We start from the raw sequence: 16,811 nt of genomic DNA, 5'->3' as shown, positions 1-16,811 counted from the left end.
CGGGGTGCTCTGATGACGACGCTTCTGATTGCCGAACACGACAATGCGTCGCTCAAGGATGCGACCAACAAGGCCCTAACCGCGGCGGCCGCGCTCGGCGCGGACGTCGAGGTTCTGGTGGCTGGCGAGAACGCCAAGGCTGCAGCGGACGCAGCCGCAAAGCTTGCCGGTGTGAAGAAGGTGCTGCTCGCCGACGGCGCGCTTTACGCGCACGATCTGGCCGAGCCGCTGGCCGCGCTGATCGTCTCGCTGGCCCCCGGCTACGACGCCATCGTCGCGCCCGCGACCTCGCGCTTCAAGAACGTGATGCCGCGCGTCGCGGCCCTGCTCGACGTCATGCAGGTCTCGGAGATCACCAAGGTGGTCGCCCCCGACACCTATGAGCGTCCGATCTACGCGGGCAACGCCATCCAGACGGTGAAGTCGAAGGACGCCAAGAAGGTCATCACCGTGCGCACCTCCACCTTCGCCGCGGCAGGTGAAGGCGGCAGCGCGTCGGTCGAGAGCGTCGCGGCGGCGGCCGATCCGGGCCTGTCGTCCTTTGTCGGCGAGGAAGTCGCCAAGAGCGATCGTCCCGAGCTGACCTCGGCCAAGATCATCGTCTCCGGTGGCCGCGCCATGCAGAGCCGCGAGAATTTCGCAAAGTACATCGAGCCGCTCGCCGACAAGCTCGGCGCCGGCGTCGGCGCTTCGCGCGCGGCGGTGGATGCGGGCTATGCGCCGAACGACTGGCAGGTCGGTCAAACCGGCAAGGTCGTGGCCCCCGAGCTCTATGTCGCGGTCGGCATTTCCGGCGCGATCCAGCATCTGGCCGGCATGAAGGACTCCAAGGTAATCGTCGCGATCAACAAGGACGAAGACGCGCCGATCTTCCAGGTCGCTGATTACGGCTTGGTCGCAGACCTCTACCAGGCGGTTCCGGAGCTGACTGCCGAACTCGGCAAGCTCGGCAAGTAAAACGCGCTAAAACACCGGCTGGAGCTATAAACTCCGGCTGGTGTTGCTTTTTGAGGCGTTTTCTTTGGCGCGGGACACGCCTTCGAAGCGATCCAATCTAGGTTTCGAGGCCGGGTTCTGATTAAATCAGACCTCCCGGCTCGGGGGATAGGCAGGCGCGGTTGATAGCGCGCCGTTCCGGTGGATGACATTATGGCGGCAGTAATCAAGAAGGTCGGCGTGATCGGCGCGGGGCAGATGGGCAATGGCATCGCGCATGTCGCTGCGCTGGCCGGCTTCGACGTGGTGCTCAACGACATTTCGACCGACCGCCTCAAATCAGGCATGGCCACGATCAACGGCAACCTGACGCGGCAGGTCTCCAAGAAGGCCGTCAGCGAGGACGACAAAGCCAAGGCGATGGCGCGTATCGTGGCCGGCGAAAAGTTGGACGATCTCGCGGACTGCGATCTCGTGATCGAGACCGCGGTCGAGAAGGAAGAGGTCAAGCGCAAGATTTTCCACGATCTCTGCGCCGTGTTGAAGCCGGAGGCGATCGTTGCCTCCGATACCTCCTCGATCTCGATCACCCGGCTCGCCGCCGCCACCGACCGGCCCGAACGCTTCATCGGCATTCACTTCATGAATCCGGTGCCGCTGATGGAGCTGGTGGAACTGATCCGCGGCATCGCCACCGACGACCAGACCTTCGAGGCGTCAAAGGAATTCGTCGGCAAGCTCGGCAAGCAGGTCGCGGTCTCCGAGGATTTCCCGGCCTTCATCGTCAACCGCATCCTGCTGCCGATGATCAACGAGGCGATTTACACGCTGTACGAAGGCGTGGGCAACGTCGAGGCGATCGACGCGGCGATGAAGCTCGGGGCGCACCATCCGATGGGCCCGCTGGAGCTCGCCGATTTCATCGGCCTCGATACCTGCCTGTCGATCATGCAGGTGCTGCATGAGGGCCTCGCCGACTCCAAGTACCGCCCGTGCCCGCTACTGGTGAAATACGTCGAGGCGGGCTGGCTCGGTCGCAAGACCCAGCGCGGTTTCTACGACTACCGCGGCGCCAAGCCGGTTCCGACGAGATAAAGCTGTCCGGTGCCCCGGACGCAGCGCGAAGCGCTGCAGAGCCGGGGCCCAGAGGCCTCGTGCATGCTGAAGCATGGGTCCCGGCTCTGCGGTGCGTCACTTCGTGCCGCGCCGCGTCCGGGACACGGACAAAGCCCACCCCACGGCGCTTCCTGACAATTCAGGTCTCGTTAACCGGTCGCGTCTAGGTTACGCGCGGTACGAGGGTTTGCGTAATGGACATGATGGCGATGGTCAGCAGCATGCTGGCCGCTCAGCAAGGGGCGCTGCAGTCGAATATCTCGGCGACGCTGATGAAGCAGAACGCGGATGCGGAGAAATCCACCGTCCTGACGCTGCTCGGCGCCGGACAGCCCTCGCTTGCCAATGTCGGCGCCGGCGTCGGCGGCAACCTCAACGTCACGGCCTAAACATCATCGCCTAGAACGACGCGGCGGCTTTGCCCGTCGCAGCCCGGATCAGCTTGAGCGCATCCTCGCTCGCCCATTCCGCCGGCCCCGCGATCGTCGCGATCTCACAGCCTTGGGGATCGACCAGCACCGAGGTGGGCATGCCTAAAGCCCGGCCTATCACTTTAAGATCCTGAAAAACCTTGGCTTTCTGATCGTTGAAATAGCCGAGCCGGATAAGATTGGCCTCTTTCAGGAACGCCTTGGGCTTTTCGGGGTCGCGGGTGTCGATATTGATCGCCACCACCTCGAAATTCGGGCCCGAAAGCTTGCCCTGGAGCTCGTCGAGCGCCGGCATTTCCTTGCGGCAGGGCACGCACCAGGTGGCCCAGAGGTTCACCAGTAGCGTCTTGCCGCGGAAATCCGACAGCTTCTTCGGCTTGCCGTCGGCGTCCTCGAAGGCTAGGTCCGGCAGCTTCAGCGGTGCGGTCGCCATGGTCAGCGCCGCCACCTCGCCATGGGCGAGCGGCGCGATCTTCTGTGCGGTGTTCACCGCCGCCCGGCAGGCGGGATCGCCGGATGGGGCCCGGCCCAGGCCCAGCCCGTACAGCGCTGCAAAGCCAGCCAGGCCCCCGACCACCACGGTGGCGATGACGACGGGGATGCGGCGCGTGGCCGACCGCGCTTTCCTTTGGTCGAGCCTGTCGTTGGGGTCGAGCATATCGTTTGTCATCCGGTCGCAGATATGGCTATCAGAGGCCTCTTAATACGGCTGGCAGCCGTCAGCAAACATGCGGCGGCGACAGGCAAGGCGTGAGCAGGGGATCATGAGCAACAAGATGTGGGGCGGCCGGTTCTCGGAACGTCCCGACGAGATCATGGAAGAGATCAACGTCTCCATCGACGTCGATCGTCACCTCTTTGCCCAGGACATTGCCGCGTCCAAGGCCCACGCCGCGATGCTGGCCGCACAGGGCATCATCACGGCCTCTGATGCGAAAAATATCGGCAAGGGTCTAGACACGATTTTGTCAGAGATCGGCAAGGGCGGCTTCGAATTCAAGCGCGCGCTCGAGGACATTCACATGAATGTCGAGAGCCGCCTGTCCGAGCTGATCGGCCCTGCCGCCGGCCGCCTGCACACCGCGCGCTCGCGCAACGACCAGGTCGCGACCGATTTCCGTCTCTATGTCCGCGATGTCCTCGATGAGACCGACGCCGCGCTCGCCGCGTTCCAGCAGGCGCTGGTCGAGCGCGCGCTGGAGCATGCCGGAACGGTCATGCCGGGCTTCACGCATCTACAGACCGCGCAGCCGGTGACCTTCGGCCACCATCTGCTCGCCTATGTCGAGATGGCCGCGCGCGATCGCGGCCGGTTCCAGGACGCGCGCAAGCGGCTGAACGAGTCCCCGCTCGGAGCTGCGGCGCTCGCCGGTACCTCGTTCCCGATCGACCGTCACGCTACGGCGAAGGCGCTCGGTTTCGATCGTCCGATGGCCAACTCGCTCGATGCGGTTTCCGATCGCGACTTCGTGCTGGAGACGCTGTCGGCGGCCTCGATCTGCGCCGTGCACATGTCGCGCTTCGCCGAGGAGATCGTGATCTGGACCTCGCCGCTAGTCGGCATGATCCGCCTGAGCGACAAGTTCACCACGGGATCCTCGATCATGCCGCAGAAGCGCAATCCTGACGCCGCCGAACTGGTGCGCGCCAAGACCGGCCGCGTGATCGGCGCGCTCAATGGGCTGCTGATCGTGATGAAGGGCCTGCCGCTCGCCTATCAAAAGGACATGCAGGAGGACAAGCAGGGCGCCATGGAAGGCTTCGCCGCGCTGTCGCTCGCGATCCGCGCCATGAGCGGCATGGTCCGGGATCTCGTGCCTGATGAAGCGAAGATGAAGACGGCCGCAGGCGAGGGCTACGCCACCGCGACCGATCTTGCCGACTGGCTGGTGCGGACGCTGAAGATGCCGTTCCGCGAGGCCCATCACGTCACCGGCCGTATCGTCGCGAAAGCCGCCGAGGGTGGCGTGGCGCTGCACGAGCTGCCGCTGAGGGAGATGCAGGCAATCGAAGCGAAGATCACGAAAGACGTGCTTGGCGTGCTCTCGGTCGAATCGTCGGTGAAGAGCCGGACCAGCTTCGGCGGCACCGCGCCGAAGAACGTGGCGTCGCAGGCCAAGGCCTGGCTGAGGCGGCTGGAAAAAGAGCGAAAATTGGGCTGAGGGCAAAATTTCGCTTATGTTTCATGGTCATCCGGGTCTCGCCAGAGCGCGCCAATCTCTGTATGGTGCGCCGCGCGTAGTGGGGATTTCGTCGTGACGTCAAAGTTTCGCCCGGCCGGCTCGGGGTGGGCCATCATTGTCTTGAGCCTGACGGCGCTCGCGCTTGCCGGCTGTGGCCGCAAGGGCCCGCTGGATCTGCCGCCGACCGCCTCCAGCGCGTCAACGGCCAACATCGCGGCGCCGACCGATACCGAGACCGAAGCCCAGAGGACGCCGAGCGTGTTCAATCCCACCTATGGCGCGGACGCCGCACCGGCGGCGACCAAGGGCAGGAAGAAACCGTTTATCCTCGACCCGCTCCTGGACGAAAGACCCAGCCGATAGGCTGGGGCAACTGAGCCAATGCCATGAACCATTTTGACTATCGCAACGGCGTGCTGCACGCCGAGGCGGTGAACCTGTCCGAGCTGGCCGCAGCCGTCGGCACGCCGTTCTATTGCTATTCGACCGCCACGCTCGAGCGGCACTATCGCGTTTTCACCGACGCTTTCGCCGGCGAGAAGGTGCTGGTCTGCTACGCCATGAAGGCGAACTCAAACCAGTCGGTGTTGCGGACGCTGGCCAGGCTCGGGGCCGGCGCGGACGTGGTCTCCGGCGGCGAATTGAAGCGCGCGCTGGCTGCCGGCATTCCGGCAAACAGGATCCTGTTCTCCGGCGTCGGCAAGACGGAAGACGAGCTGCGCGCCGCGCTGGCCGCCAACATCCTCTGCCTCAACGTCGAATCCGAGCCGGAGCTCGAGCTGCTGTCGCGCCTTGCGACGGAGACGGGCAAGACCGCGCGGATCTCGATCCGCGTCAATCCTGACGTCGATGCCGGCACTCACGCAAAGATCTCGACTGGCAAGTCCGAGAACAAGTTCGGCATCCCGATCGCGCATGCCCGCGAGATCTACGCCCGCGCCGCGAAGCTGCCGGGCATCGAGGTCACAGGCACCGACGTGCATATCGGCAGCCAGATCACCGACCTCTCCAAGATGGAGATCGCGTTCCGCATCCTCTCCGAATTCGTGCAGACGCTGCGTGCCGACGGCCACAACATCTCTCATGTGGATTTCGGTGGCGGCCTCGGCATTCCCTATTACATGGACCGCGAAGCGCCGCCGGCGCCCGATGCGTATGCCGCGATGGTCAAGCGCGTCAGCCACAATCTCGGCTGCACGCTGATGTTCGAGCCGGGCCGCATGATCGTCGGCAATGCCGGCATCCTGGTCGCCAAGGTGATCTACGTGAAGCACGGCGACGGCAAGAATTTCGTCATCATCGACGCCGCCATGAACGATCTGATCCGTCCGACGCTGTACGAGGCCCATCACGACATCCTGCCGGTGACGCAGCCTGCGAAGGGGGCCGCGACCATCATGGCCGACGTCGTCGGCCCGGTCTGCGAGACCGGCGACTATCTCGCGCTCGATCGCACCCTGCCGACACCAAGGCCCGGCGACCTCATCGCCATCATGACCGCCGGCGCGTATGGCGCGGTGCAGGCCGGCACCTACAATACGAGACCGCTGGTGCCCGAGGTGCTGGTGAAGGGCGACCAGTACGCCGTCGTGCGTCCGCGCATCGAGGTCGAGCAACTGATCGCGATGGATACGCCGGCGCCCTGGCTGTGAGGCTGTGATTGTCCACGATGAGCGCAGCTACCGCTGCGCCCATCGCTGCATTGATTCCTACTTCTTGAACCGGTCCCTGATCGCGGCGAGGCCGGAATCATAGACGCCGCCGAGGGCATCGACCGCTTCCTTCTCCCGCCCCGGGTCGGGCGTGTAGGTGCCGGTCCATGTCACCACCGACGCGCCTTCACCCTTTGCCGTGACCTTGATGGTCGACTTGTACTGGCTCACCGGCAGTGGGCTCGACAGGAACGCGTAGGAATAGCTGTAGTCTTTGTCGTTCCGCGCAGTCTGCGTCTCCACGAACGAGGCCTTACCGTCCCTGGTGACGAGCGTCCGGGTTGGCGGCGACTTGCCGTCCACAATGCACTGCCCCACCGGCGGCAGCCAATCCTTGATCGCGCAGAACGGCCCGATGACGGACCACACCTCGGCCGCAGCACTGCTGACCTCGATGCTCCTCGTCAGATTGGCTGCGGACGCCGGCATGACGCCGACGCCCAGGCCGAGGGTGCAAATCGCGGCGCTCCGAACCGAAACGAGCAATCTGGAAGCCGCTGAATCGTATTTCTTCATGGTAATCTCCTGTGTCCGGCGGGCCGTGCTTGCGGCGGCCGGCTTGCCAATGCCGGTCGAATAGACGCTCACCACGGTCCGCGGCCAGTTCAGAGAATGAATCGCTGCCAATACAGAAACTGAACTAGGAAGCCGCGCGCCGCGGCCCTAAGGTTGCGGCTTCGCTTGTCACGGAGGCCCGCATGACCATCGGCAGCTACAGGCAGTTCTGTCCGGTCGCGATGGCGGCCGAAATATTATGCACGCGCTGGACCGTCGTCCTGCTACGTGAACTCGTCGCCGGCTCGACCCGGTTCAACGAGCTGCGCCGCGGCGTCCCCCGCATGTCGCCTGCGCTGCTTTCCCAGCGTCTGAAGGACCTCGAAGCTGCAGGCATCGTCATCCGCCAACCGTCGACTTCCGAGCGCGGTGTGATCGAGTATCAGCTGACCGCGGCCGGGCGCGAACTCGGTCCCATCGTCGAGGCGTTCGGCATCTGGGGCCAGCGCCGCATCGAGTCGGATCTGTCGCTTCAGCATCTCGATGTCCAGCTGCTGATGTGGGACATGCGGCGGAATTTGAACACGACGCCGATGCCGACCCACCGCAGTGTGCTGCAGTTCGCGTATCCGGAATTACCTTCGACCCAGCGATTGTGGTGGCTGATCGTCGATCCCGACGACAGTGTCGACCTCTGCTCGATTGATCCGGGTTTCGACGTTGACCTTTACGTGTCGGTTGATCTGCGCACCATGACGGCGATCTGGATGGGACTCGATACCGTGCGCGCGGCCGTCGCAAGCCGGCGGATGCTGCTCACCGGCGACCGGCAGCTTGCCGCGGCCATGCAAAGCTGGTTGGGCCTCAGCCCGTTCGCCAAGGAACGCAAGCTGGCGAGCTGATCCAGGGCGGCGCAATTCAGTATTTGTATCGCCCCGCTACAGTTCCCGTACTGGCGAGCCCCGGCCGTGTTCTGGCACCCAAGTGATGCCCGCCCCTATCAACGCGGAGCTGAACTTGAGCCAGGAGACGCGGCATGACAGCCTATCTGATCGCAGACATCAAAGTGACCGACGGAAAATGGGTGCCGGACTATGCGGCCTCCGTTCACGATCTCGTGCACAAGCACGGCGGCAAGTACCTCTCGCGCAGCGGCAATGTGAAGACGCTGGAAGGTGCCCCTCTCGACACCTCGCTGATCGCGATCATGTCGTTTCCAACGGCGAAGGCAGCGGAGTCCTTCGTCACTGATCCCGCCTACAGCCGCTTCGCGGCAGCGCGCAGGGGCGGCAGCGAGAGCCGCTTCCAGTTGATCGACGATACCGACTTGGCGGGCACCATCCCCTATCTCGCCAAGGCTTGAACTGCGTCTCGTCAAACACTCGGCCGCAGGCGCAGACCTGCCCGGCCGACACAGGAGATTTGAATGAACGATTCACTCGCCGGCGCCGGCCTGCTTCGCATGCTTGTCGTAGCTTGCAGCGTAGCCTTCCTGCTCGGAGTTTCAGGCGCCGCGTCCGCCCGGGTCACGCGGTGCGACATTACGTGGGTCAGCTGCAACAACACCTCTGCGAAATGCTCGAGCGAGAGACGGTGCATGCGCAGGTGCGACGAGAAGTATATCAAATGCAGCGGGGGCTCGGCCTCCCTGCAACTGGAGCAGCCGACCGACCTTCCGGACCTTGGCAGACGCCGCTCGTAGCAGATCGATCCAACGAGGACAGCGCAGCGCCGGTCGTCGGCGCTGCGTTCTCATGTTGGCCCTAGCTGGGTGGCCTGCCGCCAACCAAAACGCCCGCTTTCCTCTCGATCGGCTTGATCGCCGCGGTGAAATCGGACTCGGCGCCTTCCGCGCTGATGACCGTCTCCCACAACCGGCCGACCGCATCCGCGACTTCCATCGACAGGCCGAGCTGCTTCATCTCCTCCAGCGCCAGCCGCACGTCCTTCACCATCAGTCCCGTGGTGAAGCCGAAGTCGAAACTGCGCGGCAGCACCGAGCGCGGAAATTTGTCGCGACTCGCGGTGTTCATGCCAGAGCCGGCATTGATGACGTCGATCATCACGGCGGGATCGAGTCCGGCCTTGACGCCCATCACTACCGCTTCGGAGGTCGCCACGATTGCGGTGGCCGACAAGAAGTTGTTGGCGAGCTTCATGGTCTGCGCCGCGCCGGGCTTCTCGCCGATGAAGAAAACCTTTCCGATGATCTCGAGCGCGGGCTTGAGCAGCTCGAACTCGGTCTTCGGCCCCGAGACCATCACCGCGAGCGTGCCTTTCTCGGCGCCGCCGACGCCGCCGGAGACGGGGCAGTCGATCTGCACGATGCCATGCTTGGCGAGCAGGCCGTGAATCTTCACCGCCATCGCCGAGCCGACGGTGGAGAGATCGATGAAGCGTTTGACGCTGCTCCCCTCGATCACGCCGTTCGGCCCCGTCGCAACCGCAAGCGAAGCCTGCAGCGAAGGCAGGCTCGCCATGACCGTCTCGACCTGGTCGGCGACCTGCTTCGGCGACGTCGCCGCAGTGGCGCCGCGCGCCACCAACTTGTCAACGACCTCCTGGCGCGTGTCGAACACGACGAGCCGGTTGCCGGCCTCGATCAGCCGTCGCGCCATCGGGAAACCCATGTTTCCGAGGCCGATGAATCCGATGTCCATGGTGTTTCCTTGTGTTGAATATTCGTTGTTGTTGATCGGCGCGCATCCATCCTCGGTGTCGTCCTGGCGAAAGCCAGGACCCATTTACCCCAGGGAGAGGTTGTAACGCGAAGTGGCAACTCCCAGTCCCCCGTAACACGCCTGCCGGTGGCTATGGGTCCTGGCTTTCGCCAGGACGACGTGGAGGAGGGACGTCGCGGCCCCGTCCCTCACACCGGCCCCCCCTCACGCCTTTGCGTCGATCTCCGCGAACACCTCGCGCGCGATCCGAAAACTGTCGACCGCGGCCGGCATGCCGCCATAGATTGCGACCTGCATCAGGATCTCGCGGATCTCGTCGCGGCTGACGCCGCTGGTGAGTGCGCCCTTCAGATGCACGCGGAATTCGTGCTGACGATTGAGGATCGCGATCATCGCGATGTTGAGCATGCTGCGGGTCTTGCGCGGCAGCTCCTCGCGGCCCCACACCGTGCCCCAGCAATATTCGTTGAGCATCTCCTGGAACGGGCGGTTGAAATCGTCGACGCTCTTCAGGGCGTTGTTGACATAGGCCTCGCCGAGCACCGCTTTGCGGACTTCCAGGCCCTTGTCGTGCATCTTCTTGTCCATGGCGTTTCCTTTGCTTCTCTTGCGTTTTTCTTGGCTGGCGGCGCGGAAATTACGGGGTTGCGGCGTGCCAGTCACGTCCTCGTGTTATGCGGGAAAAGGGGTGTCTCCCGTACAGGAACGGATGCCTCAGTGCTGCCGTTGTGGTACGCTTCTCTACCGGGCAACCTGGAGAGTTGATTGAACGGCGTCACCCCCGACCCGTCAGACCCGATCCGCGATGGCGACGCTCTGTCGCGGCTGAAGCTGGCGCAAGCCCTGCAGCGGGCCACTTATGCCATCGCGTGGGAGCGTGCCTGGCCAAATTTGGCGCGGCTTCTCACCGTCGTCGGTCTGTTCCTGGTGGTGTCCTGGGCCGGCCTCTGGCTGGCCCTGCCGTCCATTGCCCGCGCCATCGGTCTTGTCGTTTTCGCCGGCGTTGCGATTGCCGTGCTGTTCCCATTGAGTCGTTTCCGCTGGCCGAGCCGCGAGGAGGCTCTGGCTCGGCTCGACCGCGGCTCTGGCATCCGTCATCGGCCGGCCACCACGCTGACGGACACGCTGAGCTCGCAAGACCCGGTTGCGCAGGCATTGTGGCGGGCGCAGCGCGAGCGCACGCTGGCTTCGATCAAGCGCATCCGCGCCGGTCTGCCGAAGCCCCGGCTCGCTCTGCATGACCCCTGGGCGCTGCGCGCGCTGGTCATGGTGATGCTGGTTGCGACCTTCTTCGCCGCCGGCGACGAGCGTGCGATGCGGCTCGTGGCTGCCTTCCACTGGAACGGCATGATGGCCCCGACGAATGTTCGTGTGGATGCCTGGGTCACGCCACCGCTCTACACCGGCAAGCCGCCGGTCATCCTGTCGGCCGCGAACAAGGAGGCCGCGGCGCTACCGGCCAGCGGGCCGCTTGCCGTTCCCGCAGGCTCGACCCTGATCGTTCGCTCCTCCGGCGGCAGCCTGGATGTTGCCGTCTCCGGCGGCCTCAAGGAAGTCGAGCCTACCGAAGCCGCGCCCAAAGGCACCAACGAGAAGCATTTTTCCATCAGCGGCGACGGCACCGCGCATGTCCGCGCGCCCTCCGGCCAGCCGCAATGGGCGTTTGCGGCAACACCGGACCGCCCGCCGACGATCGCGCTGGCCAAGGATCCCGAGCGCCAGGCCCGTGGCGGACTCCAGCTCACCTACAAGGTCGAGGACGATTACGGCGTCACCGGCGCCGACGCGCAAATCGGCCTGCGTCCCGCCGATGCCAAAGATGGCCGCAAGGAGGCCGACACCAAGGCCGCCGCGCGGCCGCTATTCCAGCCGCCGCAATTCCCGCTCGTGCTGCCGAATGCGCGCACCCGCAACGGTGTCGGCCAGACGGTGAAAGACCTGAGCGAGGATCCCTATGCCGGCGCCGACGTCACGCTGACCCTCAGCGCAAAGGACGAGGCCGGCAACGAGGCCAGGAGCGAGCCGTTCAACATGCGCCTGCCCGAGCGGCTGTTCACCAACTCGCTCGCGCGCGCGCTGGTCGAGCAGCGCCGCATCCTCGCGCTCGACGCCAACAAGAATTCGGATGTCTACGCCGCGCTCGACGCGCTGATGATCGCACCCGAATTGTTCACGCCGGATGCGGGCTGCTATCTCGGCCTGCGCAGCCTGGCGCTGCAGCTGGAGGCTGCCCGCACCGACGAGGCGCTGCGCGATGTGGTGGGAAGCATGTGGGCGTTCGCCGTCACCATCGAGGACGACGGTGTCGCCGGCAGCGTCAACGCCGCGCTGCGCTCGGCCCAGGATGCGCTCAAGCGGGCGCTGGAACGCGGCGCCAGCGAGGACGAGATCAAGGCGCTGACGCAAAAGCTTCGCGAGGCCATGGCCGGCAAGGTGCGCGATCTCGCCCGGCGCGCCGAGCAGAACCCGCTTGGACCCCGGCAGCCGTTCCCCGCAGAGGTTCAGCTCATCCTCGACAAGTCCGTCGAGCTGAAACAAAAGACCCAGAACGCCACGCCCGAGCAGCTCGAAGAGCTGGCGAAGCAGCAGGACGCGTTGCGCGAGCAGCTTCAGGCCTATCGCAAGTCGGCCAACAACCGGACGAAGCCGGGCAACGACGGTGCCAACCAGTCGACGCGAGACCGTAAATGCGGAAGCTAGCACGCGTGCCAGTATTGAAGGCGATCTCGATCGCCTGCCTCGCCTTCCTGTTGGGAGGCGTCTCGCCCGTGGCTGCCCAGCAGGATCAGGATGTCGATGCCTTGCTCGATGGCGCTGAAAAGGCGATGCAGGATTCTGGCGACAGCCTCAGGCGGAAGGAATCCGGCAAGAGCCTGAACAATCAATCCGATGCGATTCAGAAGCTCGAGGACTACAAGCGCGCGACGGAAAAGAGCCAATCCTCCAATCGCGATCGTTCCGTCATCACGCAGCGCGACCTGGACGAATTGCTGAAGCAAATCGAGAAGGCGGCGCGCGAAGGCAATAAAGAAGCGGCCCAGCGCATGCTCGAGCAGCTCGCGCAGATCATGGAAAATCTCCAGATGGCGCAGCCCGGGCAATCCGGGGACAGCGACATGGAGCAGGCGCTCAACGAACTCAGCGACATGATCCGCAAGCAGCAGCAATTGCGCGACAAGACTTTCAAGCAGGGGCAGGATTCCCGGCGTGAGCGCTCGCGCGGCAAGCAGCAGGGCGACCAGTCGATGTCGGACCTCCAGCAGGATCAGCAGTCGCTGCGCGACCGCCTGAAGAAGCTGCAGGATGAACTCGCCAAGCGCGGCCTCACGCAGAAGGGGCAAAAGGGCCAGAAGAGCCAGGGCCAGAAAGGGCAAAAGGGTCAGCAGGGCGAGCAGGGACAGCCGGGGCAGGATGGCGATCAGGACGGTGACCAGGGCGATGACGACGGCAGTCTGGACGCCGCCGACGGGGCCATGGGCGATGCCGGCTCGCAGCTCGGCGAAGGCAATTCGGACGGTGCGGTGGACGCCCAAGGGAAAGCGCTCGAGGCCTTGCGCAAGGGCGCGCAGAAGATGGCCGAGGCGATGCAGCAGGGTGATGGCGACGGGCAGGGCGATGGTCCCGGCAACCGCGCCGGCCGCCAGCAGAGCGGCGGCAATCAGACCGATCCGCTCGGCCGCCCGCTTCACGGCCGCGATCTGAGCGACGACTACACGGTCAAGATCCCCGGCGAGATCGACGCCCAGCGCGTACGCCGCATCCTCGAGGAGCTCCGCCGCCGCTTGGGGGACAGCTCGCGCCCGCAGATCGAACTCGACTACATTGAGCGGCTGCTGAAGGATTTTTGAGGCTGACGCAGCTCTCGTAGCCCGGATGAGCGAAGCGATATCCGGGGCCGCCGGTCCCGCATGTCGCTGCGCTCATGCGGGCTACAAACTACGAACCCGACTCGCTATCCCTTCTTCGCCGCAAGCGCATCCGCCACCGCCGTGCGGATGTCTGCGACCGAGAACGGCTTCGTCACGACGTCATGCACCAGCGCATTGAGGTTCGAGGCGCGCTCGCGCTGGTCGGCAAAGCCGGTCATCAGCAGAATGGTCAGATCGGGGAAATCGCGTGCGACGGAAAGCGCCAGCGCGATGCCGTCCATCACCGGCATCTGGATGTCGGTGAGCAGCAGGTCGAACCCGCCGTCGGCGCGCGTGAGGATCTCCAGCGCCTCAGCGCCGTCTTGCGCGGTGACGATCTCGTGGCCGTCCATGGCGATGGCGCGCGCCACCAGCTGGCGCATCGAATCCTCGTCGTCGGCGATCAGGATCTTGGACATGAGACGAACCTCGGGATCAATCTCGCGACCAACTTTGCCTGCGAGACCTGCGAAATCGATTATACGCTGCCACCGGCAATGTCGCGCCGGTTGAAGAAGCGAACGTCGATATTGCGGCCCTCCGGCGGCGGCGAGGCCAGGCGCGAGCGGAAAAAGGCGCGCTCGCCGGGCTGTAGCACAGTCTGTTCCAGAACGGCGTTCCAGGCGTAGATTTCCGCGCCTTGCGCGTCGCGCACCGCGAAGCGCAACCGGGGAATGTCGAGCGGCTTCTTGCCTTGGCCCACGATCACGCCTTCGATCACCAGCACCTGCTTACCGTCCACGGTCTCGCTGGAGAGCTTGACGTCCTTGAACGCCAGTGCGCGCAGGTTCACTTCGAGGCCGACGATCCTGTAGAAGGCGGCCGTCTGCGGCAGCAACCGCACCATGTCGCCGCGCCAGATCACCAGCGCCAGCACCAGCGCGCCCATCGCGGCGCAGGCAGTTGGCAGGCCGAAATGGGATTTTCGCGGGGCCGCCGTGGCGACCGGACGGCGCACCCGCGCGCCGCGGCGGCGTCCGAACAGGCCGCGGAACCAGGATTGGTGCTGATCGCCGACGACTTCCTCCTCGGCGGACCGGGCGGCCGCCGACCATTCGTCCTCGGTGTCGCTGGTTTCCTGGTCCGGCCAGTCGCTGGCGATCGAGGGGCTGTCAACGACAGGCGCGTCAGTGGCGCTGTCGTCCTGCGCGTAGGAGTTCCACTGCTCGGCGAGATCGGACTGGTCGTCGGCCCGGTTGGCCGCGGCCATGGCCGGGACAGATGCCTCCTCGATGGCATCCTCGGCATGGGCGACCCAGGTTTCCTTGCAACGGGAACAGCGCACGGTCCGGCCGTTCGCCCCAAGGCTCGCGGGCTTGATGGCGTAGGATGTCGTACAATGAGGGCAGACGATATGCATGGACGAGCCTTGATGCACGGACAAGTCTTGACGGTGACACGGTCGCGGAGAACCGAGCGGGAAAGATGCTACCAATTATGCTACAGGACGACCGTTAACGAACCGGAAACCATAACGGCCGCAAAACCCGCTGATCGCGTGTGGCGGAGCACAGCCGTGCGGCCCGCGGCCTCTCTCGAACGGAGCTGAGCTTGGTTCGGTTCGAAAATGTCGGATTGCGCTACGGCCTGGGGCCTGAGGTCCTGCGCGACCTCAACTTCCAGATCCCGGCGCATTCATTCCAGTTTCTCACCGGCCCGTCCGGCGCCGGCAAGACCTCGTTGCTGCGCCTGCTGTTCCTGTCGCATCGCCCGACGCGGGGCCTCGTCAATCTGTTCGGTCACGACATCTCGCAGCTCGGCAAGGACGAGATCGCAGGCTTGCGCAAGCGCATCGGTATCGTGCTCCAGGATTTCCGCCTGCTCGACCACATGACCACCTATGAAAACGTCGCGCTGCCGTTCCGCGTCATGGGCCGCAGCGAATCGAGCTACCGCAAGGAGGTCATCGACCTCCTGAAATGGGTCGGGCTCGGCGAGCGCATGGACGCGCTGCCGCCGATCCTGTCCGGCGGCGAAAAGCAGCGCGCGGCGATCGCGCGCGCCGTGATCTCGCGACCGCAGCTGCTGCTGGCCGACGAGCCGACCGGCAGCGTCGATCCGACGCTCGGTCGTCGCCTGCTGCGGCTGTTCATCGAGCTCAACAAGTCAGGCACCGCCGTCATCATCGCCACCCACGATATCGCCCTGATGGACCAGTACGAGGCGCGACGCTTCGTGCTGCACCAGGGACGGCTGCACGTCTATGAATAGGCCCGACGAGCGCGGCGTGCTGGTCGATCTCGGGCAGGAGGGGCCGCCGCTTCCGGCCCGGGCGCGCAACATGTCGCCGATCGTGCCGCGCGCCTCGATCCACGGCCGCGCGCTGGTCGCCGTCGTCGCCATCATGACCTTCCTGGCGTCGATGACGACCGGCACGGTGCTGCTGGTGAGCGCCTCCGCCGCCGAATGGCAGTCGGATGTCGCGAGCGAAATCACCATCCAGGTCCGCCCGCAGACTGGCCGCGATCTCGAACGCGACACCGTGGCGGTGACCGAGGCCATGCGCGCGCAAGCCGGCATCGTCGAGGTCAAGCCGTTCACGAAAGACGAAAGCGGCAAGCTGCTCGAGCCCTGGCTCGGCACCGGCCTGTCGATGGACGATCTGCCGGTGCCGCGCATGATCATCGCGCGCGTGCAGCCCGGCACGGCGCTCGATCTCGGCGCTCTGCGCGCCCGCGTGACCCAGGTGGCACCAAGCGCCAGCGTCGACGATCACCGCGCCTGGATCGAGCGCATGCGCTCGATGACCAACGCCACGGTGCTCGCCGGTCTCGGCATCCTCGCGCTCGTCATCGTCGCCACCATCATCTCGGTGTCGTTCGCGACCCGCGGCGCCATGGCGGCGAACCGTCCGATCGTCGAGGTGCTGCATTTCGTCGGCGCCGGCGACCGCTACATCGCCAACCGCTTCCTGCGGCATTTCCTCAGGCTGGGACTGGAGGGCGGCGTGATCGGCGGCGGCGCCGCCATGCTGGTATTCGGCTTCTCGGAGTCGATTGCAGGCTGGTTTTCCGGCACTCCCGTCGGCGATCAGTTCGCCGCGCTGCTCGGCACCTTCTCGCTGCGGCCGTCCGGCTACATCGTGCTCGCGGTGCAGGCCGTGCTGATTGGCGCCATCACCGCGGTCGCCTCGCGCCAGACGCTGTTCGCGACGCTGAATGATGTCGATTGAAATGGTTTCTTCCTTCTCCCCTTGTGGGAGAAGGTGGCGCGAAGCGCCGGATGAGGGGTTCTATCCACGTGCACGAACGTCGATGCCAGTTCGCGGAGACATACCCCTTGTATCTGCACGGCCAGCATTTGTGCGATGGAAGTGACTTAGCGCCTTGGCCGGTGGCCACCGGCCAAG

General features: G+C 65.1%; 18 protein-coding genes. 12 read left to right on the top strand and 6 right to left on the bottom strand.

What is annotated here, in order from left to right; genetic code table 11:
* Nucleotides 1-12: 12 nt before the first annotated feature.
* The 3 genes from AC0L3S_RS37190 to AC0L3S_RS37180 all read left to right on the top strand — a co-directional run bounded on the left by AC0L3S_RS37190 (nucleotide 13) and on the right by AC0L3S_RS37180 (nucleotide 2,441).
* The gene (locus AC0L3S_RS37190) at nucleotides 13-957 is read left to right on the top strand and encodes an electron transfer flavoprotein subunit alpha/FixB family protein (protein ID WP_007597340.1); all 945 of its coding nucleotides are present in this window, start codon (nucleotides 13-15) and stop codon (nucleotides 955-957) included.
* Between the two features lie 192 nt (nucleotides 958-1,149).
* Nucleotides 1,150-2,031, top strand: coding sequence for a 3-hydroxybutyryl-CoA dehydrogenase (locus AC0L3S_RS37185; RefSeq protein ID WP_007597339.1), 882 nt, complete (start codon nucleotides 1,150-1,152; stop codon nucleotides 2,029-2,031).
* A 215-nt stretch (nucleotides 2,032-2,246) separates the two neighbouring features.
* Complete coding sequence (locus AC0L3S_RS37180; protein ID WP_473263823.1) at nucleotides 2,247-2,441, top strand: hypothetical protein; 195 nt, start codon at nucleotides 2,247-2,249, stop codon at nucleotides 2,439-2,441.
* Nucleotides 2,442-2,451: 10 nt separating this feature from the next.
* On the opposite strand, the gene tlpA is transcribed toward AC0L3S_RS37180, so the two are convergent.
* Nucleotides 2,452-3,141: a thiol:disulfide interchange protein TlpA gene (gene tlpA / locus AC0L3S_RS37175; protein ID WP_473263822.1), complete on the bottom strand. Its 690-nt coding sequence runs from the start codon at nucleotides 3,139-3,141 to the stop codon at nucleotides 2,452-2,454.
* A gap of 106 nt (nucleotides 3,142-3,247) precedes the next feature.
* Here tlpA and argH point away from each other — a divergent pair, with 106 nt between their 5' ends.
* The 3 genes from argH to lysA all read left to right on the top strand — a co-directional run bounded on the left by argH (nucleotide 3,248) and on the right by lysA (nucleotide 6,318).
* Nucleotides 3,248-4,645 carry an argininosuccinate lyase gene (gene argH, locus AC0L3S_RS37170; RefSeq protein WP_473263821.1) on the top strand — a complete coding sequence of 466 codons (1,398 nt, stop codon included), beginning with the start codon at nucleotides 3,248-3,250 and terminating at the stop codon, nucleotides 4,643-4,645.
* Nucleotides 4,646-4,738: 93 nt separating this feature from the next.
* Nucleotides 4,739-5,029: an LPS translocon maturation chaperone LptM gene (lptM, locus tag AC0L3S_RS37165; protein ID WP_473284804.1), complete on the top strand. Its 291-nt coding sequence runs from the start codon at nucleotides 4,739-4,741 to the stop codon at nucleotides 5,027-5,029.
* A 23-nt stretch (nucleotides 5,030-5,052) separates the two neighbouring features.
* Nucleotides 5,053-6,318 (top strand): diaminopimelate decarboxylase, encoded by a 1,266-nt coding sequence (gene lysA / locus AC0L3S_RS37160; protein ID WP_473284802.1) that lies wholly within the window; start codon nucleotides 5,053-5,055, stop codon nucleotides 6,316-6,318.
* Between the two features lie 57 nt (nucleotides 6,319-6,375).
* Here lysA and AC0L3S_RS37155 read toward each other — a convergent pair whose 3' ends face one another.
* Entirely contained in the window at nucleotides 6,376-6,894 is a 519-nt protein-coding gene (locus AC0L3S_RS37155; RefSeq protein ID WP_473284800.1) for an SRPBCC family protein, read from the bottom strand.
* A gap of 182 nt (nucleotides 6,895-7,076) precedes the next feature.
* On the opposite strand from AC0L3S_RS37155, the gene AC0L3S_RS37150 reads away from it, so the two are divergent.
* Nucleotides 7,077-7,775 (top strand): winged helix-turn-helix transcriptional regulator, encoded by a 699-nt coding sequence (locus AC0L3S_RS37150; RefSeq protein ID WP_473284798.1) that lies wholly within the window; start codon nucleotides 7,077-7,079, stop codon nucleotides 7,773-7,775.
* 134 nt (nucleotides 7,776-7,909) lie between these two features.
* Nucleotides 7,910-8,236, top strand: coding sequence for a DUF1330 domain-containing protein (locus AC0L3S_RS37145; protein ID WP_247285820.1), 327 nt, complete (start codon nucleotides 7,910-7,912; stop codon nucleotides 8,234-8,236).
* Between the two features lie 400 nt (nucleotides 8,237-8,636).
* Here AC0L3S_RS37145 and AC0L3S_RS37140 read toward each other — a convergent pair whose 3' ends face one another.
* The gene (locus tag AC0L3S_RS37140) at nucleotides 8,637-9,533 is read right to left on the bottom strand and encodes an NAD(P)-dependent oxidoreductase (RefSeq protein WP_456653285.1); all 897 of its coding nucleotides are present in this window, start codon (nucleotides 9,531-9,533) and stop codon (nucleotides 8,637-8,639) included.
* A 225-nt stretch (nucleotides 9,534-9,758) separates the two neighbouring features.
* Nucleotides 9,759-10,142, bottom strand: coding sequence for a carboxymuconolactone decarboxylase family protein (locus AC0L3S_RS37135; RefSeq protein ID WP_473284795.1), 384 nt, complete (start codon nucleotides 10,140-10,142; stop codon nucleotides 9,759-9,761).
* Nucleotides 10,143-10,319: 177 nt separating this feature from the next.
* Here AC0L3S_RS37135 and AC0L3S_RS37130 point away from each other — a divergent pair, with 177 nt between their 5' ends.
* Complete coding sequence (locus tag AC0L3S_RS37130; protein ID WP_473284793.1) at nucleotides 10,320-12,254, top strand: TIGR02302 family protein; 1,935 nt, start codon at nucleotides 10,320-10,322, stop codon at nucleotides 12,252-12,254.
* Entirely contained in the window at nucleotides 12,242-13,402 is a 1,161-nt protein-coding gene (locus AC0L3S_RS37125; RefSeq protein WP_473284791.1) for a DUF4175 family protein, read from the top strand. Before AC0L3S_RS37130 ends, AC0L3S_RS37125 begins: the two co-directional genes overlap by 13 nt.
* Nucleotides 13,403-13,506: 104 nt before the next feature.
* On the opposite strand, the gene AC0L3S_RS37120 is transcribed toward AC0L3S_RS37125, so the two are convergent.
* Both AC0L3S_RS37120 and AC0L3S_RS37115 read right to left on the bottom strand, forming a co-directional pair.
* A complete protein-coding gene (locus tag AC0L3S_RS37120; RefSeq protein ID WP_063994095.1) occupies nucleotides 13,507-13,881 on the bottom strand; it encodes a response regulator in 375 nt (124 codons plus the stop codon).
* Nucleotides 13,882-13,940: 59 nt separating this feature from the next.
* Nucleotides 13,941-14,822 carry an MJ0042-type zinc finger domain-containing protein gene (locus AC0L3S_RS37115; protein ID WP_473263812.1) on the bottom strand — a complete coding sequence of 294 codons (882 nt, stop codon included), beginning with the start codon at nucleotides 14,820-14,822 and terminating at the stop codon, nucleotides 13,941-13,943.
* Nucleotides 14,823-15,013: 191 nt separating this feature from the next.
* Here AC0L3S_RS37115 and ftsE point away from each other — a divergent pair, with 191 nt between their 5' ends.
* Nucleotides 15,014-15,673 carry a cell division ATP-binding protein FtsE gene (gene ftsE, locus AC0L3S_RS37110; protein ID WP_275170936.1) on the top strand — a complete coding sequence of 220 codons (660 nt, stop codon included), beginning with the start codon at nucleotides 15,014-15,016 and terminating at the stop codon, nucleotides 15,671-15,673.
* Nucleotides 15,666-16,634 carry a cell division protein FtsX gene (locus tag AC0L3S_RS37105; protein ID WP_473284789.1) on the top strand — a complete coding sequence of 323 codons (969 nt, stop codon included), beginning with the start codon at nucleotides 15,666-15,668 and terminating at the stop codon, nucleotides 16,632-16,634. Before ftsE ends, AC0L3S_RS37105 begins: the two co-directional genes overlap by 8 nt.
* The last annotated feature ends 177 nt before the right edge of the window (nucleotides 16,635-16,811 follow it).

Source organism: Bradyrhizobium sp. Ken01 (assembly GCF_055807355.1).
Note: the sequence above shows the minus strand (reverse complement) of the source record. Positions and strands in the feature narration are given on the sequence as shown.